28 protein-coding genes and 1 tRNA gene are annotated in these 25,843 nt (G+C 59.9%); 22 read left to right on the top strand and 7 right to left on the bottom strand.

What is annotated here, in order from left to right:
* The first annotated feature begins 4 nt into the window (after window positions 1–4).
* Both HH303_RS16665 and HH303_RS16660 read left to right on the top strand, forming a co-directional pair.
* Window positions 5–784 (top strand): SDR family oxidoreductase, encoded by a 780-nt coding sequence (locus tag HH303_RS16665; RefSeq protein WP_169626514.1) that lies wholly within the window; start codon window positions 5–7, stop codon window positions 782–784.
* 84 nt (window positions 785–868) lie between these two features.
* Complete coding sequence (locus tag HH303_RS16660) at window positions 869–2,380, top strand: CYTH and CHAD domain-containing protein (RefSeq protein WP_169626513.1); 1,512 nt, start codon at window positions 869–871, stop codon at window positions 2,378–2,380.
* 19 nt (window positions 2,381–2,399) lie between these two features.
* Here the strand turns inward: HH303_RS16660 and HH303_RS16655 are convergent, their stop codons facing one another.
* On the bottom strand, window positions 2,400–2,933 hold the full coding sequence (locus tag HH303_RS16655; RefSeq protein ID WP_169626512.1) for a SixA phosphatase family protein: 534 nt from the start codon (window positions 2,931–2,933) through the stop codon (window positions 2,400–2,402).
* Window positions 2,934–3,149: 216 nt separating this feature from the next.
* Here HH303_RS16655 and HH303_RS16650 point away from each other — a divergent pair, with 216 nt between their 5' ends.
* From HH303_RS16650 to guaA, 6 genes are all read left to right on the top strand, one after another.
* Window positions 3,150–5,393 carry an RNA degradosome polyphosphate kinase gene (locus HH303_RS16650; RefSeq protein WP_227421885.1) on the top strand — a complete coding sequence of 748 codons (2,244 nt, stop codon included), beginning with the start codon at window positions 3,150–3,152 and terminating at the stop codon, window positions 5,391–5,393.
* Window positions 5,394–5,485: 92 nt separating this feature from the next.
* A complete protein-coding gene (locus tag HH303_RS16645; protein WP_169626511.1) occupies window positions 5,486–6,991 on the top strand; it encodes a Ppx/GppA family phosphatase in 1,506 nt (501 codons plus the stop codon).
* A gap of 187 nt (window positions 6,992–7,178) precedes the next feature.
* Window positions 7,179–8,642: an IMP dehydrogenase gene (guaB, locus tag HH303_RS16640; RefSeq protein ID WP_169626510.1), complete on the top strand. Its 1,464-nt coding sequence runs from the start codon at window positions 7,179–7,181 to the stop codon at window positions 8,640–8,642.
* 10 nt (window positions 8,643–8,652) lie between these two features.
* Window positions 8,653–8,901 (top strand): SemiSWEET transporter, encoded by a 249-nt coding sequence (locus HH303_RS16635; RefSeq protein ID WP_227421884.1) that lies wholly within the window; start codon window positions 8,653–8,655, stop codon window positions 8,899–8,901.
* Window positions 8,898–10,235, top strand: coding sequence for an RsmB/NOP family class I SAM-dependent RNA methyltransferase (locus HH303_RS16630; protein ID WP_169626509.1), 1,338 nt, complete (start codon window positions 8,898–8,900; stop codon window positions 10,233–10,235). Before HH303_RS16635 ends, HH303_RS16630 begins: the two co-directional genes overlap by 4 nt.
* Window positions 10,236–10,265: 30 nt before the next feature.
* Window positions 10,266–11,834 carry a glutamine-hydrolyzing GMP synthase gene (gene guaA, locus HH303_RS16625; protein WP_169626508.1) on the top strand — a complete coding sequence of 523 codons (1,569 nt, stop codon included), beginning with the start codon at window positions 10,266–10,268 and terminating at the stop codon, window positions 11,832–11,834.
* A 48-nt stretch (window positions 11,835–11,882) separates the two neighbouring features.
* On the opposite strand, the gene HH303_RS16620 is transcribed toward guaA, so the two are convergent.
* On the bottom strand, window positions 11,883–12,806 hold the full coding sequence (locus HH303_RS16620) for a LysR family transcriptional regulator (RefSeq protein WP_169626507.1): 924 nt from the start codon (window positions 12,804–12,806) through the stop codon (window positions 11,883–11,885).
* 157 nt (window positions 12,807–12,963) lie between these two features.
* On the opposite strand from HH303_RS16620, the gene HH303_RS16615 reads away from it, so the two are divergent.
* From HH303_RS16615 to HH303_RS16605, 3 genes are all read left to right on the top strand, one after another.
* On the top strand, window positions 12,964–13,542 hold the full coding sequence (locus HH303_RS16615) for a flavodoxin family protein (protein ID WP_169626506.1): 579 nt from the start codon (window positions 12,964–12,966) through the stop codon (window positions 13,540–13,542).
* 195 nt (window positions 13,543–13,737) lie between these two features.
* On the top strand, window positions 13,738–15,024 hold the full coding sequence (locus HH303_RS16610) for a mechanosensitive ion channel family protein (RefSeq protein ID WP_169626505.1): 1,287 nt from the start codon (window positions 13,738–13,740) through the stop codon (window positions 15,022–15,024).
* Window positions 15,021–15,575: a flavin reductase family protein gene (locus HH303_RS16605; RefSeq protein ID WP_169626504.1), complete on the top strand. Its 555-nt coding sequence runs from the start codon at window positions 15,021–15,023 to the stop codon at window positions 15,573–15,575. Before HH303_RS16610 ends, HH303_RS16605 begins: the two co-directional genes overlap by 4 nt.
* 24 nt (window positions 15,576–15,599) lie before the next feature.
* Here HH303_RS16605 and HH303_RS16600 read toward each other — a convergent pair whose 3' ends face one another.
* Window positions 15,600–15,884, bottom strand: a complete 285-nt coding sequence (locus HH303_RS16600; RefSeq protein WP_227421915.1) for a winged helix-turn-helix transcriptional regulator — start codon at window positions 15,882–15,884, stop codon at window positions 15,600–15,602.
* Window positions 15,885–16,074: 190 nt separating this feature from the next.
* Here HH303_RS16600 and gstA point away from each other — a divergent pair, with 190 nt between their 5' ends.
* The 4 genes from gstA to HH303_RS16580 all read left to right on the top strand — a co-directional run bounded on the left by gstA (window position 16,075) and on the right by HH303_RS16580 (window position 18,480).
* Window positions 16,075–16,686 carry a glutathione transferase GstA gene (gstA, locus tag HH303_RS16595; protein WP_169626502.1) on the top strand — a complete coding sequence of 204 codons (612 nt, stop codon included), beginning with the start codon at window positions 16,075–16,077 and terminating at the stop codon, window positions 16,684–16,686.
* Window positions 16,683–17,063 carry a nuclear transport factor 2 family protein gene (locus HH303_RS16590; RefSeq protein ID WP_169626501.1) on the top strand — a complete coding sequence of 127 codons (381 nt, stop codon included), beginning with the start codon at window positions 16,683–16,685 and terminating at the stop codon, window positions 17,061–17,063. Before gstA ends, HH303_RS16590 begins: the two co-directional genes overlap by 4 nt.
* A gap of 3 nt (window positions 17,064–17,066) precedes the next feature.
* The gene (locus tag HH303_RS16585; RefSeq protein ID WP_169626500.1) at window positions 17,067–17,288 is read left to right on the top strand and encodes a tautomerase family protein; all 222 of its coding nucleotides are present in this window, start codon (window positions 17,067–17,069) and stop codon (window positions 17,286–17,288) included.
* A gap of 205 nt (window positions 17,289–17,493) precedes the next feature.
* Entirely contained in the window at window positions 17,494–18,480 is a 987-nt protein-coding gene (locus tag HH303_RS16580) for an LLM class flavin-dependent oxidoreductase (protein WP_169626499.1), read from the top strand.
* A gap of 70 nt (window positions 18,481–18,550) precedes the next feature.
* Here the strand turns inward: HH303_RS16580 and HH303_RS16575 are convergent, their stop codons facing one another.
* Both HH303_RS16575 and HH303_RS16570 read right to left on the bottom strand, forming a co-directional pair.
* Entirely contained in the window at window positions 18,551–18,850 is a 300-nt protein-coding gene (locus HH303_RS16575) for a putative quinol monooxygenase (protein WP_169626498.1), read from the bottom strand.
* A gap of 16 nt (window positions 18,851–18,866) precedes the next feature.
* Entirely contained in the window at window positions 18,867–19,883 is a 1,017-nt protein-coding gene (locus tag HH303_RS16570; RefSeq protein ID WP_169626497.1) for an NADP-dependent oxidoreductase, read from the bottom strand.
* A 107-nt stretch (window positions 19,884–19,990) separates the two neighbouring features.
* Between HH303_RS16570 and HH303_RS16565 the strand changes: the two genes are divergently transcribed.
* Entirely contained in the window at window positions 19,991–20,560 is a 570-nt protein-coding gene (locus tag HH303_RS16565; protein ID WP_169626496.1) for a TetR/AcrR family transcriptional regulator, read from the top strand.
* Window positions 20,561–20,669: 109 nt separating this feature from the next.
* Here the strand turns inward: HH303_RS16565 and HH303_RS16560 are convergent, their stop codons facing one another.
* Both HH303_RS16560 and HH303_RS16555 read right to left on the bottom strand, forming a co-directional pair.
* Complete coding sequence (locus HH303_RS16560) at window positions 20,670–21,548, bottom strand: sigma-70 family RNA polymerase sigma factor (protein WP_319637440.1); 879 nt, start codon at window positions 21,546–21,548, stop codon at window positions 20,670–20,672.
* On the bottom strand, window positions 21,535–21,999 hold the full coding sequence (locus HH303_RS16555; RefSeq protein WP_169626494.1) for a carboxymuconolactone decarboxylase family protein: 465 nt from the start codon (window positions 21,997–21,999) through the stop codon (window positions 21,535–21,537). Before HH303_RS16555 ends, HH303_RS16560 begins: the two co-directional genes overlap by 14 nt.
* Window positions 22,000–22,476: 477 nt before the next feature.
* On the opposite strand from HH303_RS16555, the gene hemP reads away from it, so the two are divergent.
* From hemP to HH303_RS16525, 6 genes are all read left to right on the top strand, one after another.
* Complete coding sequence (hemP, locus tag HH303_RS16550) at window positions 22,477–22,647, top strand: hemin uptake protein HemP (RefSeq protein ID WP_169626493.1); 171 nt, start codon at window positions 22,477–22,479, stop codon at window positions 22,645–22,647.
* A gap of 78 nt (window positions 22,648–22,725) precedes the next feature.
* Window positions 22,726–23,784, top strand: a complete 1,059-nt coding sequence (locus HH303_RS16545) for a hemin-degrading factor (protein ID WP_169626492.1) — start codon at window positions 22,726–22,728, stop codon at window positions 23,782–23,784.
* Window positions 23,785–23,927: 143 nt separating this feature from the next.
* A tRNA-Pro gene (locus HH303_RS16540) sits at window positions 23,928–24,004 on the top strand.
* 169 nt (window positions 24,005–24,173) lie between these two features.
* Window positions 24,174–24,704: a DUF2975 domain-containing protein gene (locus HH303_RS16535; protein ID WP_169626491.1), complete on the top strand. Its 531-nt coding sequence runs from the start codon at window positions 24,174–24,176 to the stop codon at window positions 24,702–24,704.
* A 20-nt stretch (window positions 24,705–24,724) separates the two neighbouring features.
* Entirely contained in the window at window positions 24,725–25,027 is a 303-nt protein-coding gene (locus HH303_RS20140; protein WP_169626490.1) for a helix-turn-helix domain-containing protein, read from the top strand.
* Window positions 24,954–25,790, top strand: a complete 837-nt coding sequence (locus HH303_RS16525) for a MipA/OmpV family protein (protein WP_169626489.1) — start codon at window positions 24,954–24,956, stop codon at window positions 25,788–25,790. The genes HH303_RS20140 and HH303_RS16525 overlap by 74 nt, the downstream gene beginning before the upstream one ends.
* Window positions 25,791–25,843 lie beyond the last annotated feature (53 nt).

The raw sequence follows: 25,843 nt of genomic DNA, 5'->3' as shown, positions 1-25,843 counted from the left end.
ACCGATGGATTTGGGGCTTAAAGGTCGTAAGGCGATTGTCTGTGCGTCGTCGAAAGGATTGGGGCGCGCGTGCGCCATGGCGTTGGCCCATGAAGGGGTCGATCTGGTGATCAATGCACGGTCTGCCGACACACTCTCCCGCACAGCGGATGAAATCCAAGCGGCCACCGGTGTTTCCGTGACCCCTGTCGCGGCCGACGTGACGACGGAAGAGGGTCGTGCTGCGCTGCTGGAAGCCTGCCCATCGCCGGATATCCTGGTGAACAACGCCGGGGGACCACCGCCCGGTGATTTCCGCGATTGGGACCGCGACGACTGGATCAAGGCCCTGGACGCCAACATGCTGACCGGCATTTTCCTGATCAAGGCGGTTGTCGACGGGATGATGGAACGCCGCTTCGGACGCATCGTGAATATCACGTCTTCGGCCGTGAAGGCGCCGATTGCCGTTTTGGGCCTGTCCAATGGCGCTCGCGCCGGTTTGACGGGCTTCGTTGCCGGTATCGCGCGCGAAACCGTCCGGCACAATGTCACGATCAACGGCCTGTTGCCCGGTCCGTTCGACACGGACCGTCTGCGCAACACCATCGCGGCACGGGCCGAAAAGGACGGCATTACAATGGATGATGCGATGGCACGGATGGCAGAGACCAATCCCGCCGGTCGAGTCGGCGATCCCGATGAATTCGGTCAAGCCTGCGCCTTCCTGTGCGGGGACAAGTCCGGTTTCATCAACGGACAAAACCTTTTGGTAGACGGCGGCAGCTTCCCCGGCACGCTATAGGAGTGAAATATTTCAAATATGTGAATAAAATGTGACGGAAAACTATATGTTTGATCCGAAGGAACACCCGTATAGATTTCCCGCATGGCGGAAAAAGAAATTGAACTGAAGCTGACGATCCGGCCCGAAGACGTCGTCCGTTTCCGGCGCGAACCGGTCCTTCATGCATGCAAACGCGGACGGGCACGATCGAAACAGTTGTTGGCCGTGTATTTCGATACCAAGGCCCTGGTCTTGCGCAAGAAACGCGTGGCCCTGCGTATCCGCCAGGAAGGCGCGCAACGCATACAAACGGTAAAGGCCAGCCTGGGCGGGGCGGGGCTGTTGCGCCGGTTGGAACACAACGCGCCGATTACCGGCGACACCCCTGATTTGTCGCTGATTGCCGATACGGAAGCACGGTCCGAAATCGCCGGGATTATCGGCCGTAAAAAGCTGCAGCCCGTTTTCACCACCGATATACGGCGCACGATCTGGCTGATCGATCATGACGGCAGCACGATCGAGGTCGCGCTCGACCTCGGCAAGATTATCAGCAACGGCAATTCCGTCGATGTGTGTGAGGTCGAATTGGAGTTGAAGGGCGGCCCGTCCCTCGGCCTGTTGAACTTTGCCTGTGAGTTGGCGCAGCGCTATCGCCTGCGCGTGTCCGAGGAAAGCAAGGCCGTCCGCGGCTACGGCCTATTCGAAGGCGTGACGCCGAAACCGCGCAAGGCGAAGCCGCCGGTTCTGAACCCGGACGCGGACGCTTGGACGTCCTTTGCACGGATTGTGGAGGAAGGCTCCGCGCAGCTTTTCGGGAATGAGGCGGCGGTATTGGACGGTACCGATATCGAAGGTGTGCATCAGGCGCGTGTCGCCGTGCGCCGTTTGAGGGCCGCACTTTCCGCATTTTCGGGTGTGGTGCCCGACGACATCCGCAAACCGGCGGGGAAGGAACTTCGCTGGGTGCAAAACGCTCTCGGCCCTGCGCGGGATTGGGACGTTTTCATTACCGAGACCTTGGAACCGCTTGTGACGAAGAAAGGCGCTCCGTCGGCCTTCGAGAAGTTCTTGCACCGCGCGGAGCGGGCGCGGCATCTGGCCTATCGGCGGGCGCATAAGATCGTGCGGGGCGCGCGCTATGGACGTTTGCAGATCCGGTTGATCCGCATGCCCTATCTGCCGGAGCCGGAATCGGTCCGTGGTTTGACGACCCGTGACGTTGCCACCCGCCTTTTGCAGGAACGGTATGACACAGTGTTGGAGGCGGCGGGGGAAAGCCCGGCGCAATTGGCGGAAACCTATCTGCATATGTTGCGGATAGACATTAAGAAACTTCGGTATGCCATTGAATTTTTTGATTCAATATACGATCAGGAATCGGCGAAGGAATGGCTGTCCGCGACCAAGCGCTTGCAGGATTGTCTGGGCGGGTTGAACGACGCGGTCGTGCATGCAGACATGATCGACGCGATGGAAGCGCCCGATATGCCGGTCCCGAAATCAGTCCGGGCCTTCATTACGGCACATAACAATGCAAAGATCGAAAGCGGTCTGATGGATTTGCAGGATGCCTGGATCGGCTTCGCCGCCCTGCCGGTCTATTGGCGATAATCCGCGACGCGCTCTTCCGTCAGGTTTCGTCCCGATCCAGTTCACGCGGGATGACGTAATCGTTCAACACACCCGTATGCGGCGCCAGGGCAGGCCAGGGCGTATCCTTCATGTCGATCGCCGCCAGGGCGCCGGTCGGAAACTTTTCTTCCAACATCGCGCCCTGGATAGGGTCCATGGCGGACTCGACAAGGGCGAGGGCCGTATCGTGAAGAATTGGATTGTGGCCGATGACCAGAACCCGCGACGCCGTTTTCGGTAGGTGGCGTAAGCGGTCCAACAGATCGCTTGCCGCCGTCATGTCGTAAATGCCGTCTTCCATCAGGATGCGGGACTCGCCTTCCAGGAACGGCAGAATGAGGCCCAAGGTCTCCCGCGTGCGGCGGCTTGTGGAACACAGGATGAAATTGGGCCGCAGGCGGTTGTCCCGCATATAGGCACCGATGCGCGGCGCGGCCTTCAGTCCCCGATTGGCCAGGGGGCGATCGAAATCACGTTGGCTCTCATCGGCCCAACTGGATTTCGCATGGCGCAGAAGAAAGAGCGTCGGCATGGGTTTCCTCCCGGTCCTCAGTCGAGGCGCCATAGCATGGAGGATGGAAGGCGCTCAATAGAGATGCGCTCATATCGTTGAAATCCGCACGATTGCAACGGATTTGTAACAATATTGACCGTGACTTGGACATAGCCTTTGGGTATCTCGCAAGGGTATGCTGATTCCGACCGACGCACCCTGCAGGACGGTCGATAGCGAAAGAGGGTAATCACGATGGCGATGGACGATCAGGCGCAACAGGCGGAAACTCTTCCGGCGGAGGTTGTCGACGATACGCCCAAGAAACCCGCTGAGTGGGGATCGTACCGCTTCATCAACCGTGAAATTTCGTGGCTGTCCTTCAACACCCGCGTGTTGGAGGAAGCGAGCAACCCGCATCATCCGCTGCTTGAACGCCTGCGTTTCCTGTCCATTTCGGCCAGCAACCTGGACGAATTCTACATGGTGCGCGTGGCGGGTTTGAAGGGGCAGGTTCATGCCGGCATCGCGTCGCCCAGCCAGGACGGTCACACCCCGGCCCAACAGTTGCAGCTCATTTCGGAAGAGGCGGGCGCCCTGATGCGCCGCCAGCAGAAGATTTGGGAAGAGCTTCAGGTCGAATTGCGCGCGGCCGGTGTCGTGCTCGCCACAGCGGACGAATTGACGACGCGGGAAAAAAGCTGGCTGGACGGCTGGTTCCTGGAACAGATTTTCCCGGCCCTGACGCCCCTGGCCGTCGATCCCGCGCACCCGTTCCCCTTCATCCCGAACAAGGGGTTGGTGCTGGCCGTTGAAATGACGCGGCCGTCGGACGACCGGAACATGAACGGGTTGTTGCCGATCCCCAGCAATTTGGACCGCTTCATCCGTCTGCCCGGCCCGAAAATCCGCTTCATCCTGCTGGAAGACGCCATCCGCATCTATCTGGACCGCATGTTCCCGGGATTCACGGTGACGGGGCAGGGCATGTTCCGCGTCATTCGCGACAGCGACGTCGAAATCGACGAAGAAGCCGAAGATCTTGTCCGGACCTTTGAAAGCATGTTGCGCCGGCGCCGCCGCGGGCATGTCATCCGTTTGACCCTGGGCGGCAGCATGCCGGAAGACCTGCGCGATTTCGTCGTGGATCAAAGCGATGCGGATAGCGAGGACGTCTTCCCGCTGGATGGTATCCTGGGCATGTCCGATGTCAGTCAGATGATCGTATCGGACCGCCAGGACCTGCTGTTCGACGCGTTCAACATCCGCTTCCCCGAGCGTATCCGCGATTTCGGCGGCGATTGTTTCGCGGCGATCCGGGCGAAGGACATCATCGTCCATCACCCGTATGAAAGTTTCGATGTCGTCGTCCAGTTCCTGCGTCAGGCCGCGCAGGATCCGGCGGTAATCGCGATCAAACAGACACTGTATCGCACCTCCAAGGATTCCCCGATCATTGCGGCGTTGAGCGAGGCGGCGGAAGCGGGTAAGTCCGTCACGGCCCTCGTCGAGCTGAAAGCGCGGTTCGACGAAGCGGCGAATATCCGCTGGGCGCGCGACTTGGAACGTGCCGGGGTTCAAGTCGTCTACGGCTTCGTCGACCTGAAGACCCATGCGAAGGTATCCATGGTGGTCCGCCGCGAAGGCACGGGCCTGCGGACCTATGTTCATTACGGTACCGGCAACTACCACCCGATCACGGCGAAGATCTATACGGATCTCAGCTATTTCACCTGCGATCCGGGTTTGGGCCGGGATGCGGCGCGGGTGTTCAATTACATGACCGGCTATGCGACGCCGGAGGCCTTGGAGTGTCTGTCCATTGCCCCGATCACGTTGCGGCATCGCGTGTTGAGCGGCATACGCGGCGAAATCGAACATGCGAAGGCGGGGCGTCCGGCGCAAGTCTGGATCAAGGTGAACAACCTTGTCGACGGCGACATTATAGATGCGCTGTATGAGGCGTCCATGGCCGGGGTCGAAATCGATCTGATCATTCGCGGCATTTGTTGCCTGCGTCCCGGTGTCGAAGGACTGTCGGAGCATGTCCGCGTGAAAAGCATCGTCGGGCGGTTTCTGGAACACAGCCGGATATTCTGCTTCGGCGCCGGTCACGGCCTGCCGTCGCTTGATGCCGATGTGTTCATCAGTTCCGCCGATTTGATGCCGCGCAACCTCGACCGCCGTGTGGAAACCATGGTGCCGGTACAGAATGTGACGGTGAAGCGCCAGATCCTGGAACAGGTCATGTATGCGAACCTGAACGACGAGGCGCAGACATGGCACATGGACGCCGAAGCGCACTATATTCGCAACGAACCGGTTGGCGATGGGTTTAACTGCCACGTCTTCTTCATGACCAATCCCAGCCTGTCCGGGCGGGGCAAGGCCCTGAAGAAAGTCAGCCGAATGGCGCGCCAGACAAAGGCAATTGCGAAGCAGGGCGCAAAGGCCGACGCGAAGACGCCGTCCAAGAAGGCTGCGGCAAAAAAGCCCTGACGCTACGGTATCATTAAAGCCGATCAACGGTTGACGCGCCGGGTCCGATCAAGGAATTTCCGGCGAAGCGTCATTTCAAGGTGGACTGCTGCATGCCCGAGTTGCGGATCGACTATTCCCCCAAACCTTCCGCAGCCGTCGTCGACATCGGGTCGAATTCCATTCGTTTGGTCGTTTACGAATCCGCCGATCGTGCGCCGGTCCCGCTGTTCAATGAAAAGCTGCTCTGTGGGTTGGGACGCGGATTGGACGCGACCGGACGTCTACATGAAGAAGGCGTGGAAATGGCGCTGAAGGCGCTGCCGCGTTTTATGCGTGTAGCGCGCGAAATGGGCGTCGCCAGCATCGATATCCTGGCGACGGCGGCGGCTCGGGATGCGGAAAACGGGGCGGAATTCATTCGCCGGGCCGGTCAGCTCTGCGGTCAGGAAATCCGTGTTCTGACGGGGGAGGAGGAAGCGCGGCTCAGCGGTCTGGGCGTCGTGTCCAGTACGCCTGGCGCGGACGGCATGATGGGCGATCTGGGCGGCGGTAGCGTCGAACTGGTCGAATTGGACCATGGCCAGACCGGACGTCAGGCGACCCTGCCGCTTGGGCCATTGCGCCTGGATCCCAAATTGGTGGCGAAACCGACAAAGGCGGTTGAAACGCTCGACGCGGCCCTGGCCGGGGTCGACTGGATCGATTCCATGAAGGGGCGCCACTTCCATCTTGTCGGCGGGGCGTGGCGCAATTTGGCGCGGATGCATATGGATCACACCGGCTATCCGCTGCATATTATCCATAACTACCGCATACCGACGGCGAAGGCCCTAGAACTGATCGATCTTGTGGCGCATCAGTCCCCGACGGCGCTGCAACGGGTGCCGGGGATTTCCAAACGCCGCGTCGAAACGTTGCCCTATGCCGCGATGCTGTTACACCGCATCCTGATAAAGGGGCAGCCGAAGGAAGTCGTGTTCTGCGCCAACGGCCTGCGGGAAGGGTGCCTTTTCGACAAACTGTCGGCTGATGAAAAGGCGATAGACCCGCTCTTGTCCGGCTGCGTCCGTCATGCGGATCATGAAAAGCCGGATTCCGCCGTGACGGGCGATGACCTGTTCGATTGGATGTCCGGATTGTTCGACGGGGAGGAGCTGCCGCAACGGCGTTTGCGCAAGGCCGCCTGCATCCTGTCCGACATCGCGCGGCGGGAACATCCCGATTATCGCGCCGAACATGCCTTGATGCGCGTGCTGCGCCTGCCGGTGACGGGGATCGAACATAAGGAACGGGCGTTTCTGGCCCTGGCCGTGTCGTCGCGGCACGCCCAGGTATCGGACGATCACGCGGGTATGCGCGCGGTGCGCTCCCTGATCGACGACAAGGATATGGATAAGGCCCGCGCCATCGGTTTGGCGATCCGCTTCGCCTACACGCTGACCGGCGGGGTATCGCCGATCCTGGATCGCATGACCTTGCGTCGGGATGGGGCGAAATTGCTACTCAACATTCCGCCCGACCTTGCGTTCCTGATCGGGGATGCCGTCGAACGGCGTTTCGCGCATCTGGGAAAGGTGCTTTCGGCCACCCCTGAATTCGTGACCGGGTCGGATTGACCCGATTCCGCTCCCGATTGCAGTGGGGAGCGTCAGGAACCGGTTCAAAAACCATCGATTTGCAGGTCTGCTGTTTTCGAAAGTGACAAATTATGGAATTTTTGCGTCCGGCCTTCTGATGAAGCTTGGAGAAAGGGCGAATTTGCGTATATTGCGGCATCGTTGATCAAAGAGGAGTGCATGTCCGATGTCGTTTCTAGAAGCCCTGACCTTTGACGATGTTCTCCTCCAGCCCGGTCATTCGGAAATCATGCCGGCGCAGACGAACACGTCGACGCGCCTGACCAAGACGATCGAACTGGGCATTCCGCTGATTTCCTCCGCCATGGACACGGTGACCGAAGGGTCTCTCGCCATCGCCATGGCGCAGCAAGGCGGCATCGGCGTGGTGCACAAGAACCTGACGATCCAGGAACAGGCCGACGAAGTGCGCAAGGTGAAGCGCTTCGAAAGCGGCATGGTCGTCAACCCGATCACGATTTACCCGGATCGCACCCTGGCGGAAGCCCTGGACCTGATGCGCCGGAACCGGATCAGCGGCATTCCGGTCGTGTCCCGCCGGTCCAAGCGACTGGTCGGCATCCTGACGAACCGCGATGTCCGTTTCGCCGAAGACATGCAGACGCCGGTCAAGGAACTGATGACCAAGCGCGGTCTCGTCACCGTGCCGGAAGGCGTCAGCCGGGACGAGGCGATGCGCCTGCTGCACAAGCATCGCATCGAAAAGCTTCTGGTTGTCGATTCCGAACATCGCTGCGTCGGCCTGATCACGGTGAAGGATATCGAAAAGGCGCAAAATTACCCCAACGCCTGTAAGGACGAACAAGGCCGTCTGCGGGTCGCCGCCGCGACGGGAACGGGCAAGGACGGTCTGGCCCGCGCCGAAGCGCTGCTGGACGCCGGTGTCGATCTGATTGTCGTGGATACGGCGCATGGCCATTCCCAGGGTGTGTTGGACCAGGTCGGCAGCGTCAAGAAACTGTCGAATTACGCGCAGGTCATCGCCGGGAACATCGCAACGGCGGAAGGCGCCCGTGCCCTGATCGATCACGGCGCGGATGCGGTGAAGATCGGTATCGGGCCGGGATCGATCTGCACGACGCGGATCGTCGCGGGGGTCGGCGTTCCGCAGCTGACGGCTATTCTGGAAGCGTCTGCGGTCTGCCGGGAAAAAGGCATTCCCGCTATCGCCGACGGCGGCATTAAGTTTTCCGGTGATTTGGCGAAGGCAATCGCCGCCGGGGCGAATGCCGTTATGGTCGGGTCGTTGCTGGCCGGAACGGAAGAGGCGCCGGGTGAGGTTTTCCTGTATCAGGGCCGGTCGTATAAATCCTATCGCGGCATGGGCTCGGCGGGCGCGATGTCGCGCGGCTCGGCGGATCGCTACTTCCAGGAGGAAGTGAACGAGAGCCATAAATTCGTGCCGGAAGGCGTCGAAGGGCGCGTTCCTTACAAAGGCCCGGTTTCCGGCGTCGTGCACCAATTGGTCGGCGGGTTGCGTGCGGCGATGGGCTATACCGGCAGCCGCACCATCGAGGATATGCAGAAGCGCGCGGTGTTCCGCCGCATCACCAATGCCGGACTTCGCGAAAGCCATGTTCACGACATCACCGTGACCAAGGAATCGCCGAATTACCAGATCGACCGGTGAGGATACGCGATTGATCGAACTTATCGGAATGCTGGCCGGAATTCTGACGACGGCAGCGTTTATCCCGCAGGTTCTGAAATGCTGGCGTAGCCGGTCCACGGCGGATATCTCCCTGATCATGTTTTCGACCATGACGACAGGCGTGTTCCTGTGGCTCGTTTATGGCCTCTTCCTGAACAGTCCGTCGCTGATCGTGGCGAATAGCGTGACGCTGATCCTCAGCGGCGCGATCCTTTTTATGAAGGTACGGTTCGGATGACACCCGGGGCCCGCATGTCGGCGGCCATAACGCTGTTGTCCCGGCTCGATGGGCCGGACGCGCCGCCCGCGGATAAATTGTTGGCGGATTGGGCGCGGGCCAACCGCTATGCCGGGTCCAAGGATAAATCCGCCATTGCCGCCATGGTCTATGGCTGCTTACGCCGTCGCGGACAGATCGATTGGTGGTTGTCACGGTGTAAAGGTGACGAACCCGCCGCCAGACCGCGCCTTTTGGTCTGGATGCAATTGGCCGGGGAAGCGGCGTTGAGCGACCTGGAACGCTTCTGTTCCGGGGAGAAATTCGATCCGCCGCCGCTGACGCCGGTGGAAAAGCGTGTCGCCGTGGAACTATCCGCGCAGAAGGGCTTCGACCTGTCCTGCCAGCCGGTTTCCATCGGCGGCAATATGCCGGTTTTCCTGGAACAGGACCTGATTGCGCTCTATGGCGCGGAAACGTCCCGGCAATTGGCCGCGCATGATGCCGAAGCACCGGTCGACCTGCGCGTGAATACGTTGAAGGCGGACCGCGATACGGTTCGGGCGGCCTTGGCGGAAGCGGGGATCGACAGCGCGCCGACACCCTATTCCCCGATCGGCCTGCGTCTGACCGAACGCAAACCGCTGTCTGGGACGGCGGTGTTCAAGGACGGCTTGATCGAACCGCAGGATGAAGGATCGCAATTGGCGGCTCTGCTGGTTGAAGCAAAACCGGGCATGAAGATCGTCGATTTCTGCGCCGGGGCGGGGGGCAAGACCCTGGCGCTCGCGGCGACAATGAACAATACGGGCCGGATCATTGCCTGCGACGTATCCGAAGCGCGGCTGAAACGCGCGGGGCAGCGCCTGAAGCGGGCAGGGGCCTTCCTGGTCGAACGCCGCCCCCTATCGTCCGAACGCGATAAATGGGTGAAGCGGCGGGCCGCGCGTTTTGACGGCGGCTTCGACCGTGTGCTGGTGGATGCGCCATGCAGCGGCTCCGGCACCTGGCGCCGCAATCCCGATCAGAAATGGAAGCTGACGCCGGACGGGCTGGCGGAAGTCATGCAAAAACAGTCTTCCGTCCTCGAAAGCGCCGCGCGTCTGGTCGCGCCGGGCGGGCGTCTGATCTATGTGACCTGTTCGATCCTGAAACAGGAAAACGAGGACCGTGTGGATGCCTTTCTGGCGGAACATGGCGATTTCTACGCCCATCCGGTTTCGGAAATCTGGTCCGAAACGCTGCCGGATGTTGCCTTTCCTGGAGCCCCGGAAAATCCCTATTTGCGCCTGACCCCGGCCGACCATGGAACCGACGGGTTCTTTGTCGCCGTTTTGGGCCGAAAACTGACCTAGTAGAAGCTGCTGAAAAGAAGGAACCGCCCCATGACCGAGATCACCGTCGCCGACCGCATCCTGATTCTGGATTTCGGCAGCCAGGTCACGCAGTTGATCGCGCGGCGGGTCCGGGAAGCGGGCGTCTATTCCGAAGTCCATCCTTTCAACCGTATTTCCGACGAAGAGATCGAGGCCTTCGCACCGAAGGGGATTATCCTCAGCGGCGGCCCGGCCAGCGTCACTCACTCGGACACGCCGCGCGCGCCGGAACTTGTCTTCAATCTGGGTATTCCGGTTTTCGGCATCTGCTATGGCGAACAGACGATGTGCGCGCAGTTGGGCGGTTCCGTCGAACCGTCTGACGAGCAGGAATTCGGCCGTGCGGAACTGGACGTCGTGGACGATTGCGGCCTCTTCGAGGGCGTCTGGCAGAAGGGCGGAAAGCCGGTCGTATGGATGAGCCATGGCGACCGCGTCGACAGCCTGCCGCCGGGTTTCCGTGTCGTCGGCAAGAGTAAGAATGCGCCCTTCGCCGCCATCGCCGATGATGACCGCAAATTCTACGCCGTGCAGTTCCATCCGGAGGTCGTGCATACCCCGGACGGTGCGCGCCTGATTTCGAATTTCGTGCATCTGGTCTGCGGCTGCAGCGGCGATTGGACCATGGCGGCCTTCAAGGCCCAGGCTATCGAAGGCATCCGCCGTCAGGTCGGGGAGAACGGCCGGGTGATCTGTGCCTTGTCCGGCGGGGTCGACAGTTCCGTCGTCGCCGTCCTGATTCACGAGGCCATCGGCGAAAGGCTGAATTGCATCTATGTCGATCACGGTCTGATGCGCCTGGGCGAAAGCGATCAGGTCGTGCGCCTGTTCCGGGATCATTACAATATCCCCTTGGTTCACGTCGATGCCTCGGACCTGTTCCTGGGCAAGCTGGCAGGCGTCGACGACCCGGAAAAGAAACGCAAGATCATCGGCGGCCTGTTCATCGACGTGTTCGAGGAAGAGGCCACGAAGCTCGGCGGCGCGGATTTCCTGGCCCAAGGCACGCTCTATCCCGACGTGATCGAAAGCGTCAGCTTCGCGGGCGGGCCGTCGGCCACGATCAAGTCGCACCACAATGTCGGCGGTCTGCCGGAACGCATGAACATGAAGCTGGTGGAACCGCTGCGCGAGTTGTTCAAGGACGAGGTGCGCGAGCTTGGTCTCGAACTCGGTCTGCCGGAAAGCATGATCGGCCGCCACCCGTTCCCCGGGCCGGGCCTCGCCATCCGCATTCCGGGGCCGGTCGACCGGGACAAGGCCGATATCCTGCGCAAGGCCGACGCGATCTATCTGGAAGAAATCCGCAATGCGGGCCTCTACGACAAGATCTGGCAGGCCTTCGCCGTGCTGCTGCCGGTGAAGACCGTCGGGGTCATGGGGGATGCGCGTACCTACGACCATGTCTGCGCCTTGCGGGCCGTTACCTCGACCGACGGCATGACGGCGGATTTCTATCCGTTCCCCAGCGATTTCCTCGGCCGCTGCGCCACCCGCATCATCAACGAGGTTCGCGGCATCAACCGCGTCGTCTACGACGTGACCTCCAAGCCGCCGGGCACGATCGAGTGGGAGTGAGATTTCGTCTGGAAGGCGGCACTGTCGCCAATTGACCGTTTGTCACCGTCAGTAGCGGTTGGGTAGCTCAAGATAGGGGGCCAGAAGGTCTTCCATCCATTTCATGAACGTGCGGACGCGGTGCAATGGATTGCTCCGATGCGGTACGACAAGCGATACGTCGAGAGGTTCGGGCGGGAATTCCGGTAGAATTTCTATCAGCGCGCCGCTTTCGAGATGCCGTCCTATTCCCGACAGAGCGGCCTGTATCAAACCGAGACCGGCAAGCCCCGCGGCTTCATAGGCCTGGACACTGTTGACGTGTAGGGAACCCGGCAAGGCCAGCGTCGCATAGGTGTTTCCGTCGCCGGTCGGATATTCCCAACCGTAGGGTTTGGAGCCGAGTATCCGATTGTAATGAATGGTGTGGTGGCCGTGGCGCAAATCCTCCAACGACTGAGGGACGCCATGGCGGGAGAGATAGGCGGGACTGGCGGCGTTGACCATACGCATCCGACCGAGTGGACGGGCAATCAACGTGTCGTCCCCAATCGGCCCGATCCGCAGCACGCAATCGAAACCTTCCTCGATTAAATCGACCTGGCGGTCCGTACTGGACAGTTCCAATTCAAGTTCAGGGTGACGGGCGATAAAATCCGGTAGCGCAGGCACAATGGTCGACCGCGCCAATTCCGTCGGTAGGTCTATCCTCAGGCGGCCGCGCAGTGGCGCACCATCGACTGAAAACATCGAATGCAGATTGTCGCAGTCGGCAAGCAGATCACGCGCGCGTGCATGAAAAACCCGCCCGTCTTCCGTTAGCTGAACGCTGCGCGTGGTCCTATGCAGAAGCCTGACGCCCACTGTTTCTTCCAGCCTCTTGACCGCTGTGGAGGCGCGTCCCTTTTGAATGCCCAGGCTTTCGGCCGCGTGACTGAAGCTCCGCATGTCGGCCACACGGGTAAAGATGAGGAGATGTTCAAGATTGTGCATATCGGTATCTCATGATTGTTATTTTCATAGTAACAATCTGTTCAGTTTGGCGCGATTTATTTCGTAAAATTGATATTGTAGTCATTCTGTCGATGAGAACGCCGCGCCGACGAACAGGTCGTCAGCGCCCTGAAACTCTAATCGACAGGAAATCAGTATGACAAAAGCCACCATTACCACCGCCGTTGTCTATCATTCCGGCTATGGGCATACGAAACGTGTGGCGGAAGCGGTTGCCCGCGGTGCTTCCGCCGAGCTGATTGCGATCGACGCAGACGGCAATATTCCGGACTCTGCTTGGGATACGCTCGATGCGGCGGATGCGATTATCTTTGGATCGCCGACTTATATGGGCGGGCCGAGCTGGCAATTTAAAAAGTTCGCCGACGCCACGTCGAAGCCCTGGTTCGAAGAGAAGTGGAAGGACAAGGTTTTTGGCGGTTTCACGAACAGTGCCACCATTAACGGCGACAAGCTCAACACCTTGCAGTACTTCCTTCTGCTGGCGGGCCAGCATGGCGGAATTTGGGTCAGTCTCGCTATCAAGCCGTCGAATGTGAAGGCGTCAAAACGGGACGATCCGAACCGCATGGGCTCCTATGTCGGTCCCATGGCCCAATCGGATGCGGATGCTGCCCCGGAAGAAATGTCTGTCGGTGATCTTGAAACCGCGCGGCGTTACGGCGTTCGGGTCGCGGAAATTGCCGGTCGCTTTTCCGATACGCCAGTTGCTTAACCGTGACCTTAGTGGAGTCCGCAGACCTGCGGGCTCCATTTGCTTTGGCGAGTTTAGAAATGGGCTACAAATTCAGGCTGCTCGACTCTCCATTTTCTGTACCGCCTTGTGATCAATCCCTGCTAACCTGTTGAGATGGAACAGGAAGGGATAGTCGACCAAGCGCTCGACCCGGACCGTTGGCAAGGTTGGGGGATGGAAGCGTTGCAGTGGGTGCGGGGCGAATTGCTCGTTCCCGCCACGCTGGCGCAGATTGGCGTTATCGCCGCGGCCTGGGCTCTGGCGCGGTTTCTAGCGCCGAAATTGCAGCGTTACCTCGAAGGGTGGCTGGGAAAATTCCGCTACAGCCGTATTTCCGATGCCGTCATCCGGGCCGTCGCGCCGCTGTCTCTGCCGTTGATCTGGTTGCTATTGCAGTGGTTTTCCGTCTTCGCGGCACAGCGGGCGGGCTGGCCCAATCATCTGATCGAAAGCGTGGTCAGCCTGCTGACCGCCTGGGTCGTGATCCGGTTGATATCGAATACGGTGCGCGATCCGGGATGGGCGAAGACCCTGGCCATCGTCGCCTGGGGGATCGCGGCGTTGAACCTTCTGGGACTGTTGGGTCCCACAATCGCCGTGTTGGACAATATGGGCCTGACGCTGGGCGAAATCCGCATCACGCTGTTGGGCGCGATCAAGGCGGCGATCGTTCTGGCTGTCTTGCTGTGGTTGGCGGGGCTGGTATCGCATCTGGCGGATACGCAATTGGCGGGGGTGCGCTCGCTATCGCCCTCCGCGCGGGTATTGCTGGGAAAGACATTCCGGATCGTCATGATGGCGATTGCGGTGGTCGTCGCGCTCGACAGTATCGGGATCGACCTGACGGCGCTTGCCGTGTTTTCCGGCGCGGTCGGGCTCGGCATCGGCTTCGGGCTACAGAAGGTCGTGTCCAACCTGATCAGCGGATTGATCCTGCTGATGGACAAGTCGGTGAAACCGGGCGACGTCATCGCCATCGGGGATTCCTTCGGTTGGATCAATTCGCTGCGCGCCCGCTATGTCTCCGTCATCACGCGCGACGGCACGGAACACTTGATCCCGAATGAGGAATTGATCTCCCAACGGGTGGAGAATTGGTCCTATTCGAACACACTGATCCGCCTGAAGCTGCCGATCGGCATTTCCTACGATTCCGACCCGAAACTGGCGATGGAACTGGCGGTCGAGGCGGCGATGTCCGAAGACCGCGTGCGCAAGGAGCCGCCCCCGGTCGCGCGATTTATGAATTTCGGCAATGATGCGCTCGAACTCGAACTGCGCATCTGGATCGCGGACCCGCAGGACGGCGTCGCCAATGTGCGCAGCAATATCCTGCTGAAAATATGGGAATCCTATCGCGCGAATAGTATCGAATTCCCCTTCGGTCAGCGCGATCTGCATATCCGCTCCTCCGTGCCCATCCCGGTGCGGTTGGACGAGGACGGGGAGGTTGGTACGTGAAAAGCGGGTTCGAGGTACTCCCTCTCCACCGGGCATTCACCCTGATCGAGCCCGGACCCGTCGTGTTGGTTACGACCGGCGATGGGGCGAAGGACAACATCATGACCATCACCTGGACCATGGTGCTGGGCTTCGATGCGGAATTCGCGATCACGACGGGGCCGTGGAACCATTCCTACGCGGCATTGGAAACGTCGCGGGAATGCGTTCTGGCCATCCCGACGGTGGATATGATCGATACGGCGGTCGGGATTGGCATGTGCTCCGGTATCGATACGGATAAGTTCGCAAAGTTCGGTTTGACCCGCGTCGCGGCGGACCATGTTCGTGCGCCACTGATCGCTGAATGTCTCGCGAATATCGAATGCCGGGTCGTCGATATCGTAGCGCGGCACAACATCGTCATTCTGGAAGGCGTGGCCGCTTGGATCGACACCGCGCGGACGGAACGGCGCCTTCTGCACGCCGTTGGCGACGGCACTTTCGTTGCGGATGGCGAGGGGGTGGATCGGAAGGACTTAATGCGATCGAAACTGCCGCCGGGACTGTAACGCCAGCTTTCTATTGCTGAATTCCTACGCCGATCGAACGGTTTTCAACCTGTGTCCGACTTGGACGATTGCATCGAGCGCCGGGATCAGTTCCCGGCCCAAGGGTGTTAATTCGTATTCCGTGGACGGCGGGGATGTCCGTCTGACGTGGCGAACCAGCACGCCTCTTTCCTCCAATTCCGATAGGCGCGCGGAGAGTACCTTGGCCGAGATCGGGGGAATATCGGTCCTGAGTTCGCTGAAGCGGCGCGGTCCGGCACGTAGAGACCAAATCACATTCGGGGCCCAGGCCCCGGCGATCACGGCCATGCATTCCGTCAGCATGCAGGGTTCGGGTGGTTTTGGGCTTCGATTATGCCGCATCTTTAAAGTCATACTGAGTTACCAAGTTACTGCCGGGTAATCTATTTTTATAGGTTACTATTGGTTACTTCATTGTCAATGGATACCGATGCCGCCACCTATCCGCTTACCGAAACCGATAGGAGGCGAATACGCCATGAAACTGTTCTGCAAACCCGGTGCTTGTTCCCTGGCAAGTCACATCGTTCTGCACGAGATTGGGCGTCCGTTCGACATCGAATTCGTCGATACTGACTCCGGTAGAACCGCCGGCGGGGAAGAGTATCTGACGATCAATCCAAAGGGATATGTGCCGACGCTCCAACTTGACGACGGTCAGTTTCTGACGGAAGGACCCGCGATTCTGCAGTTTCTTGCGGATGGGTCGCCGACTACCGAGCTTGCGCCCGTTATTGGGAGCTTGGCGCGTGCGCGTATGTTGGAACACCTCACCTTCGTATCGTCGGAACTGCATAAAGCGTTCGCTCCCTTGTTCCGCGACGGAGCGACGGAGTCCGAAAAATCCGCCGCACGGGATGCGGTGACAGGCAAATTCGATCACGTCGAGGCAACCCTCGCGGACGGTCGAGACTATCTGGTGGGCGGAAAGATGACGATTTCCGATGCCTATCTGTTCGTCGTCGCGAACTGGGCGAATTTCACCGGCATCGACTTGGCGACTTGGCCACGGCTCGCGGCCTTTGTTGCCCGTATCGCTGCCCGATCCTCGACGCAGGCCGCGATGCGCGCCGAAGGGCTGATCCAATGATCGCCGATCAATATCACGCCGTATCCACGCTGATGGATTCCTATTTCGACGGATTGCACCATGCCGACAGCACTGTATTGCGGGGCGTCTTTCACCCGCGTCTCGCCTATGTCTGCGCCACGGAAGGGGACGAACTTTACCTGGATCTCGACACCTACATGGCACGGGTCGACAAAAGGGAACCGCCGGCCAAGCGCGGTGAGGCGCGCGATGAAGCCGTGCTGGAGATTGCGTTCGGAAACGATCGTCTGGCCCATGTCACCGCGCGGATGAGCATGATGGGCCGGACTTATCTGGACTTTCTGACCCTTGTTCGCGATGGCGCCGAATGGCGGATCGTCGCGAAAGTATTCACCTATTTGTCCCGAAAGGATTGAGCCATGCCCTACGTCAACATCAAGGTCACACGGGAAGGTGGGCCGGGCGGCAATGGGCCGTCACCGGAAGAGAAGGCGCGATTGATAAAGGGCGTGACGGATGTCCTCGTCGACGTCCTGGGAAAAAGCCCCGCCACGACATTCGTGGTGATCGATGAAGTCGAGATGGAAAGCTGGGGGATCGGCGGTTTACCGGTACCGGACTTTCGCAAACAATCACATTGATTGCGTTATGGCCTGAAAGGCACGGTGCGATTCAGGCTGAATCGGAACTGGTGGTGGGGTGTTCGACTCCAATCAGCGCCGCACTACCAGATTTCCACCGGCATAGGGAAAGTCTTTCCTCCCCACACTGGTCTCATGACGGCATTACACTAAGTACCGGACAAGAGTTTTCACCCGCCGCAGTTTACAGAACCATGGGACCATCATGACAACACTCTCCATTCTCGACCTCGTTCGGGTGACCGAAGACACGGACGCTACCGGGGCGCTCTATAATGCGCGCGATCTGGCCCAGCATGCGGAGGGTTGGGGTTATAACCGGATCTGGGTCGCGGAACATCACAATCTGGCGGGGATCGCCAGTGCCGCGACATCCGTCGTCATCGGTCATATCGCGGCGGGGACGAAAACGATCCGGGTCGGGGCAGGGGGTATCATGCTGCCGAACCATGCTCCCTATATCATCGCCGAACAGTTCGGTACCTTGGCGCGATTGTTTCCCGGTCGGATCGATCTGGGGCTGGGCCGCGCGCCGGGCACGGATCAATTGACCCTGCGGGCCTTGCGGCGCGATGCGGCGGCATCCGACCGCTTCCCGCAGGATGTGATGGAATTGAAAGCCTTCCTGGCGCCGGAAGAGCCGGGACAGCGCATCGTCGCGATCCCCGCCGCCGGGACCGAGGTGCCGCTCTGGATTCTGGGGTCGAGTCATTTTGGGGCGATGTTGGCTGCCGAATTGGGGCTGCCCTATGCCTTCGCGTCGCATTTCGCGCCGGATCATCTGTTGGAAGCCCTGGAGATTTACCGCAGCCGCTTCAAGCCGTCGGATCAACTGGATAAGCCTTACGCGATGGTGGGGGTGAACGTCATCGCCGCGGAAACCGACGCGGAAGCGAAGCGTCTGGCGACGACGCAGCAGATGTCCTTCACCAACATCTTTCGCGGGACGCGGGGGCTGGGGATGCCGCCGATCGACGATATCGAGGCGTATTGGAGTCCGGTCGAGAAGGCGCAAGTTCAGCGCATGCTCGCCCGCACGATTTACGGATCGCCGGAAACCGTCCGCACGGGCATCGCGGATTTGGTTCAGGAAACCGGTGCGGACGAACTGATAGTCGTGTCCGATGTCTACGAACATCCGAAGCGGCTGCGATCCTATGAAATCATCGCCGATGTCGGCATGACCAAGTAGCGGGAAGACCGGCGGGTCAGTTCAGGGCGCGCTCAACGGCCGTCATCCCGTCCGCCGCCGTCATGTCCGGTCAACCGGATCTGGGTACTTCTGCCACCACCTCGTAGGTTTGAAGGTCACTTTTGATCCTGGCGCCCCAGGTCTTCAGGAACGCCACCGTCTCCGCCCTTGAGAGATGGGCTGTCAGCGCTTCCCGGTCCTGCCAACGCTCGGCCACCACGAAGCGACCCGTAGGCCTGTGATCTAGAATGATGCCATAGAACTGGCAGCCCTCTTCGGCCTCCGTGCTGAGCCGGATCGCCTCAACGTCGCGGGCGAATGCGTCAACGTCCAGCGGATCGGTGTGGATGTTACCCATGAGTATGAGCATGTCGGTTTCCTCTCGTTCATAGGCCGACGGTCAACACGATCTTTCCCTGGATATGACCTTTGGCGGCCCGTTCATGCGCCTGGCGCGCCTCGGCAAGCGGATAGGTGCTGTCGATGACCGCACGGATCGTTCCGTCATCGAGCAAGCGGGCCAGTTCCGTCAGTTGCGCGCCGCTGGAACGGACCTGGGTTGTGGAGACCGCAATACCCCGCTTTTCGGCCTCTTCGGCATCTGAAAAGCCAAGCGGGTAGACCGGAAACAAGGCTCCTCCCGGCCTCAGCGTGCGCAGAAATCGACCCGATGTCGGCCCCCCCAGCGTATCGACGACCAAGTCAAGATCGTGAGCCACGTCCTCGGGCGGGGTCTTGGTGTAATCGATGAATTTGTCGGCGCCGAGGTCGCGCAGGATGGCCTCATGCTTGCTTGAGGCAACGGCAAGCACATGCGCGCCTTTCAGCTTCGCCACCTGCACCGCGAAATGTCCGACCCCGCCCGCGGCCCCGTTGATCAGCACAGTCTTGCCCTGAAGCGGGACCGGTTGATGCGGGTCGGCCTGAAGCGGGTTCGGTTCGCTGTGCCCGACATCCACCATGAACTGCCAGGCGGTAAGCAACGACATGGGGGCTGCGGCGGCATGAATGTGATCGATACCGACGGGCTTCCTCGCAAGTTCAGAAGCCGGCACGGTAACATATTCCGCATAGGCCTTGCTTTCCCCGACGCTGAAGAAGCGCACCATGGAATAGACCTCGTCGCCGACCGAAAACCCTTCTGCATCCTCTGCAACTGCCTCGACAATCCCTGAGATGTCGGTGCCCAGAATGAGTGGAAAATCCGCCTGCGGCCGCCATTCCGGCGGCAGCGCGCTGTAGCCGTCGCGCAGGTACCAGTCGGGAGGATTGATGCCGATGGCATGAACGCGCACCAGAACTTCGCCCGCCTGCGGTGCGGGTTTCGGAGCATCTTCGTATTGCAGGACGTCCGGGCCGCCGAAGGCGTGGATTCGGATGGCTTTCATTGTTTCGTACGACATGGCTTGGTCCTTTCAAGGCAAGCGTGCTACAGTTGGAGCACTGCTCCGCATTATGTGGAGCGACGCTCCGTTTAAACGGGGTGGCGCTCCGTTTGTCAAGTGATATCATGAGATCAGACGCCCGGAAGAACTACGATCACATCCTTGCTGTTGCCCGCGACCTTCTTTCTGCGGACGGCGTCGACGCGTCGCTGCGTGACATTGCCCGAAAGGCCGGCGTCGGAGATGGAACGCTGCATCGCCACTTTCCCACGCGCGAAGCCCTGCTGGAGGCCTTGCTCCGCACAAGCTTCGACGCGTTGAGCGGGCGGGCGGGCGAACTGGCGAAGAGCGAAAAAGCCGACGAGGCGCTATTAAGCTGGTTGCGCGAGGCGATTATGGTGACGCACAGCTACAAGGGTGTCATCGCGCCGATGGTAGCCGCGATCGCCGACGAAAACTCCGCCCTGCATTCCTCATGCGTGGATCTGCGCCGGGCGGGAGCGGCGCTTCTACAACGGGCGCAAGCCGAGGGCGTGGCTCGGGATGACATGGATGGCAACGATCTCTTCGCACTGATCAGCGCCCTGGCGTGGCTCGCCGATCAGCCTCCGCTCGTCCCGCGGGCGGATCACCTCTTCGACATCATATCGGACGCTATTCTCTTGAAGCGGCCCGGCGGGGGTTTGGAAAACTAGGGCGGACAAATTGATTATCGTGTCCGACGTCTACGAGCATCCAAAGCGGCTGCGATCCTATGAAATCATCGCCGATGTCGGCATGACCCCGTAATGGAAGACCAGCGGGTCAGTTCAGGGCGCGCGCGACGACCGTCATCTTATCCGGATTGCGCGTGATGAAGATCGATACGATCCGCCCATCGATGATTTCGAATGCGACGGTTTGCAAGACGCCTTCCGGATCGCGGCTTATGAAGCCGGGTAGGCCGTCTATTGTCGTCAAACGGATCAATTCCGTTTCCGCCCCACCGAATTTGCGGTGAATGCCTTCGAACAACCGTGTCACGCGATCGGCCCCGTAGACCGGGTTGGGGAAGGCCGCCACACGGCCGCCGCCGTCGGACCGGGCGATCACCGCGTCGCTCAGCAATCCTCGCAATGCATCGGCGTCGCCGCTCTTGGCTGCGTCGAAAAAGGCCTTTGCGATCCGTTCTCCCTCTGTCTTTTCCAGCGGGAACCGCGGACGGCTGTCGCGAACATGCTTGCGTGCACGGGACGCCAGTTGCCGGATTGCGGCGGCATCGCGACCCAGGGCCTCCGCAATATCGGGCATCGGTGTATCGAAAACGTCATGTAGCAGGAAAGCCGCGCGTTCCAGCGGCGACAGTCGTTCCAAGGCCAGCATCAGGGTGAGCGTCAGGTGATCCTCGCGCAGGTCGTCGTTCATGCCTTCATCGAGGATCGGTTCCGGCAACCAACTGCCGAAATAGGTTTCGCGCCGTGTACGGGCGGATTTCAGGTGATCGAGGCACAATCGCGCCACGGTGCGGCGCAGATAGGCGCCAGCATCCCGGATATCCCGACTTTCCGTCCGTTCCCAGCGAATCCAGGCATCCTGAACGATATCTTCGGCCTCCGGCATCGTACCGACCATCCGGTAGGCGAGACGCACCAGCCGGGGCCGGTGCGTCTCGAACATATCCGCTCTGGTATCAGGCGACGTCACGGATGTCGTCCTCGGGGTGGGCGGCGCGTAGACCGACCTGCAAGCGGTTCCAAACGTTGATCGACCCGATCGCAAAGGTCAGTTGGACGATCTCCTCGTCCGTGAAGGCCGCCTTCATCAGGTCGAAGTCGCTGTCGGGCGCGCCGGTCTCGGCAACGCGGGTCAGGGCTTCCGTCCAAGCGAGGGCGGCGCGTTCCCGTTCTGTGTAAAGTGTCGATTCACGCCACGCGTTCAGCATGTAGAGCCGCATTTCGCTTTCGCCATGTTTGCGCAGATCGGTGGTGTGCATATGGATGCAGAATGCGCATCCGTTGATCTGCGATGCCCGAAGTTTGATCAGTTCCAGAAGCATATGGTCAAGGCCGCTTTCCGCAAGAGTGGCCTCCAAGCCCATCATGGCCTTGATTGTTTTGGGGGCGAGGGCATGGGGGTTCTGAATTCTCGGTGTCATTTTAATCTCCGTCGTTAGTGGACAATGACAAGACGAAACAGGATCGGCCTTCGTGACATCGGCGATGGATTTTTTTGCACCTCGCATGCGCGCGTACGGGTACATCAATGTATTGATATACTCGGGTATGTTTGCATGACGTTCGTGACCCTTTTGCGGAAGAATGATGTTGACAATCATTCTTAACAAAAGGTATCTCAGAGCAGTGCAAACGCGAATAATTCGCATGTAGCGATGTGCAAGCCAGCGCGGTTCCTGAGAGACCGATTGCCAGCCAAGAACGCGTATTGGGTGATGCCCAGTTCCGGGTGCTGTGGGGGCAAGACGGATGCTGAACCGATTTCGTTTCCCGGTCCTGGATAAGGGAACCGCCGGACGGTTTGACCGTTTCGGGGGCATGCCATGCGTCGTTGTTGCTGAAACCGAAAGGGGAGCCGAGACCGGCCGCACGCAGTGAAGAACGACGGAGATAAAGACATGAACGCGCAAGCCGCCTCTTCCATGAGAACCGAAGCGACCGGATCGGACCCGATTGTGGTGTCGAGCAGCGACCTTCTTCGGGGGCGGACGGAAATCATGATCGACCATGGTGGGGAGTGCTATCGGCTGCGCCGAACCCGCCAGGGCAAGCTGATCCTGACGAAATAGTGCCTGACCCCCGTCGGGGAACCAATCCGTCCGGCACCGGTTCCGCGGGCCGCCGGTCATCTTATCCAGGAGTTGGAAATGACGAAGATCGAAAACGCGCAGGCCTTGCTGTCCAAATGGCAGACGCTGCAGCAGGAAGAACCGAATGTGCGCATCCGCGACGGTGCGGCGCGTTTGGGCGTCGGAGAGGGCGAGATCGTCGCCGCGAAGGTCGGCCAGAGCGTGCGGCGTCTGAACTTCGACGCGAAGACCCTGTTCGAAGGCATGCCCGCCGTGGGGCGGGTCATGGTGCTGACCCGCAACGAAACGGCGGTGCATGAACGCAAGGGCGTGTTCGGTCACGTGAATATCGGCAACGCCCACGGCTTCGTCTTGAACGAAACCATCGACCTGCGTCTGTTCCACAATGTTTGGCGCCATGCCTTCCTCATTGAGGAAGAAGTCCATGGGCGCATGCGGACCAGCCTGCAATTCTTCGACAAGGCCGGTCTGGCCATGCACAAGATATTCCTGCAGGAAGACAGCGATCGCGCCGCCTTCGACGCGCTGATTGACCCTATGGTGTCCGAAGACCAGACGCCGGGGATCGTCGCCTCCGCGCCCGCGCGCGACCCGAAGGTCCTCGCGGATAGCGAGATCGACAGCGACGCATTGCTGGAAGCCTGGTCCGGTCTGACCGACGTGCACCAGTTCCATGGCATGCTGCGGTCTTTCTCCGTCGAACGGCAGCAGGCGCTGCGCCTCGCCGAAGGCCGGTTCGTTGAATCCGTTGCGACGGATGGGCTGAAAACAGTGTTGAATTCGGCGTCGGAAAGCGGTCTGCCGATCATGGTGTTCGTCCGTAACCGCGGCTGCATTCAGATCCATACCGGCCCGGTTTCGTCGATCAAGGAAATGGGCGACTGGCTGAACGTCCTAGACCCGGACTTCAACCTGCATGTTCGCACGGATCGGCTGCAAAACGCCTATATCGTCCGCAAACCGACGGTGGACGGGATCGTCACGTCTTATGAGCTGTTCGACGTCGACGGCGATGTCGCCCTGACGCTGTTCGGCGCCCGCAAGCCGGGGGAGAAAGAGCTGGACGGTTGGCGCGACCTGACCGCCTCGCTGATCGAAACCAGCAAGGCCGCTTAATGCAAAATCAAAAAGCCTCGCAGGACAATCGCGCCTGCGAGGCTTCGGATTTCCCGCCGTCTTATCGGGGCATCTTCCCGCCCGGACCTTTAGGCGTTTGACAGTGGGTCTGAAATCACCGAAAACCCCAGCTATTCCCGCGTCGGGGCGTAGCGCAGTCTGGTAGCGCATCTGCTTTGGGAGCAGAGGGTCGTTGGTTCGAATCCAGCCGCCCCGACCATTTTCTCAAAATTCAAACTTTCGATCTCGGCCGGTAAGCGGGCGCGTTCCATTTTTGAGTTCGTCGTCTCGCTATAAAATATCGTTTATCGATAAAAAGTTATTGATTAACGGTTTGATTTCACATAATCAGGCTTCGACGGTGTTTGACTGGATGGGGCTTGCGGACCATGAGCGTTCGGAACACGGCTAATCTTCTTTTGGTGCTGGCGATCGTGGTCATCCTGATGCGCCTTGCCGAACCGTTGTTCATACGGGTCCTGCACGATGCGCAGGCGGTTCAGCCAAACGGAATCCTTCTGGTAAACGATTACTGGACGCTTCCGACGCTGGAGCGGATCGTGGTCGCCGTTGTGAGCATGGCGCCGCGCCTGATTTTTATCTGGGTGGCGTTCCAGGTCATCAGACTGTGCCGCGAGTTTCGAAGTGGTGAAGTGTTCACCCTGAAATCGGTCACATTGTTCCAGAAAGCCGCAAACGGCGTGATATGGCTCGCTGCGACCAAAACGCTGGAGGTTCCGGTGCTGTCCGGATTCCTGGGGTGGCGCGGGGTGCTGTCGGAGGGTTATCGGCCCGATATTACCGGCATATTCGAGATTCTGGAAATCGACATCCTGATGATGGGGGTCTTCTTCTTCCTGATCGCGCGAATCATGAAGCAAGGCCTTGAATTGAAGGCCGAGCAGGAACTGACGATCTGAGTCGATCCGGAGCGAAATTCATGCCCATCAACATCAATCTCGACGTCGTCCTCGCCCAACGGAAGATGCGACTGAACGAACTTTCCGACGCAATCGGCGTCACGATGCCCAACCTGTCGATTCTGAAAACCGGGAAGGCGAAAGCTATTCGGTTTTCGACCCTGGAAGCCATCTGCCGCGTGCTGGAATGCCAGCCCGGCGACATCATCGAGTTCGTGGAAGAACCGACCAACGACGAAAGTGGAAAAGATGAAAAAGACGATAATCGTGCTCCTCGGCGGTCTGGCGTCGGCGTTTTCAGCCGCTGCAAAGGCCGAGGATGACAGTGGGTTTTCCTTCTCCCTCGGCGCCGCCGCCCGATACAGCCCCGACTATGAAGGCTCTGACGATTATGAGGCAATGGCGCTGCCGATGATGTCCGTCGATTGGAAGGCGAAACGGTCGGATCTGGGCGACGGGGAAACGGATGCAAGTGTGGGGCTTTTGGACGCGAGCCTGTCTTTTCCCAAAGGCCTGGACGTGACCTTCGCGGATATTCGAGGGCCTTTGGGGGCGGTCGAGTTTTCGACCGGGCTTGGCTACGAATTCGGCCGCGACGCAGGTGACAATGACGCCCTAACGGGAATGGGCGATATCGACGGCTTTGTCGTCGGTAAGTTCGGCGCCCTGGTCAAATCACGGATCGGCCTTTTCGCCGGGGCCGATTTGAACCAGTCGCTCAGCGATGACGACAACGGCTATACGGTGGAAACGAAACTGGGCATGCAGATGCCTGTATCCGACTCCATAGTGTTGATTCCGCAAGTGTCGGCAGTTTGGGCGAGCGACGATCATATGCAGCAATTCTTCGGTGTCAGCGGAAGTCAGGCCGCATCCTCCGGTTATACCCGTTACACACCCGATTCCGGTTTCAAGACGGTTGGTGTCGGCGTTAGCGCCAATTGGGGGATTACCGAAAACTGGTCCCTGATCGGCAATGTCGGCGTGGATCGCCTGATTGGCGACGCGGCGGACAGTCCGCTGGTCGACGGCCCGGGCAACGCGACACAGCCGAGCCTTTTCCTGGGTGGCAGCTACAAATTCTGATTGGAAGAACGAAAACGCCCCGACCGAATAACGCCCCGGCTGCGCTGTTGCAG

It is taken from the genome of Pacificispira spongiicola (assembly GCF_012926505.1).
Taxonomy (GTDB): Bacteria; Pseudomonadota; Alphaproteobacteria; order UBA8366; family Aestuariispiraceae; genus Pacificispira; species Pacificispira spongiicola.
This window is presented reverse-complemented; position numbering and strand designations above follow the sequence as displayed.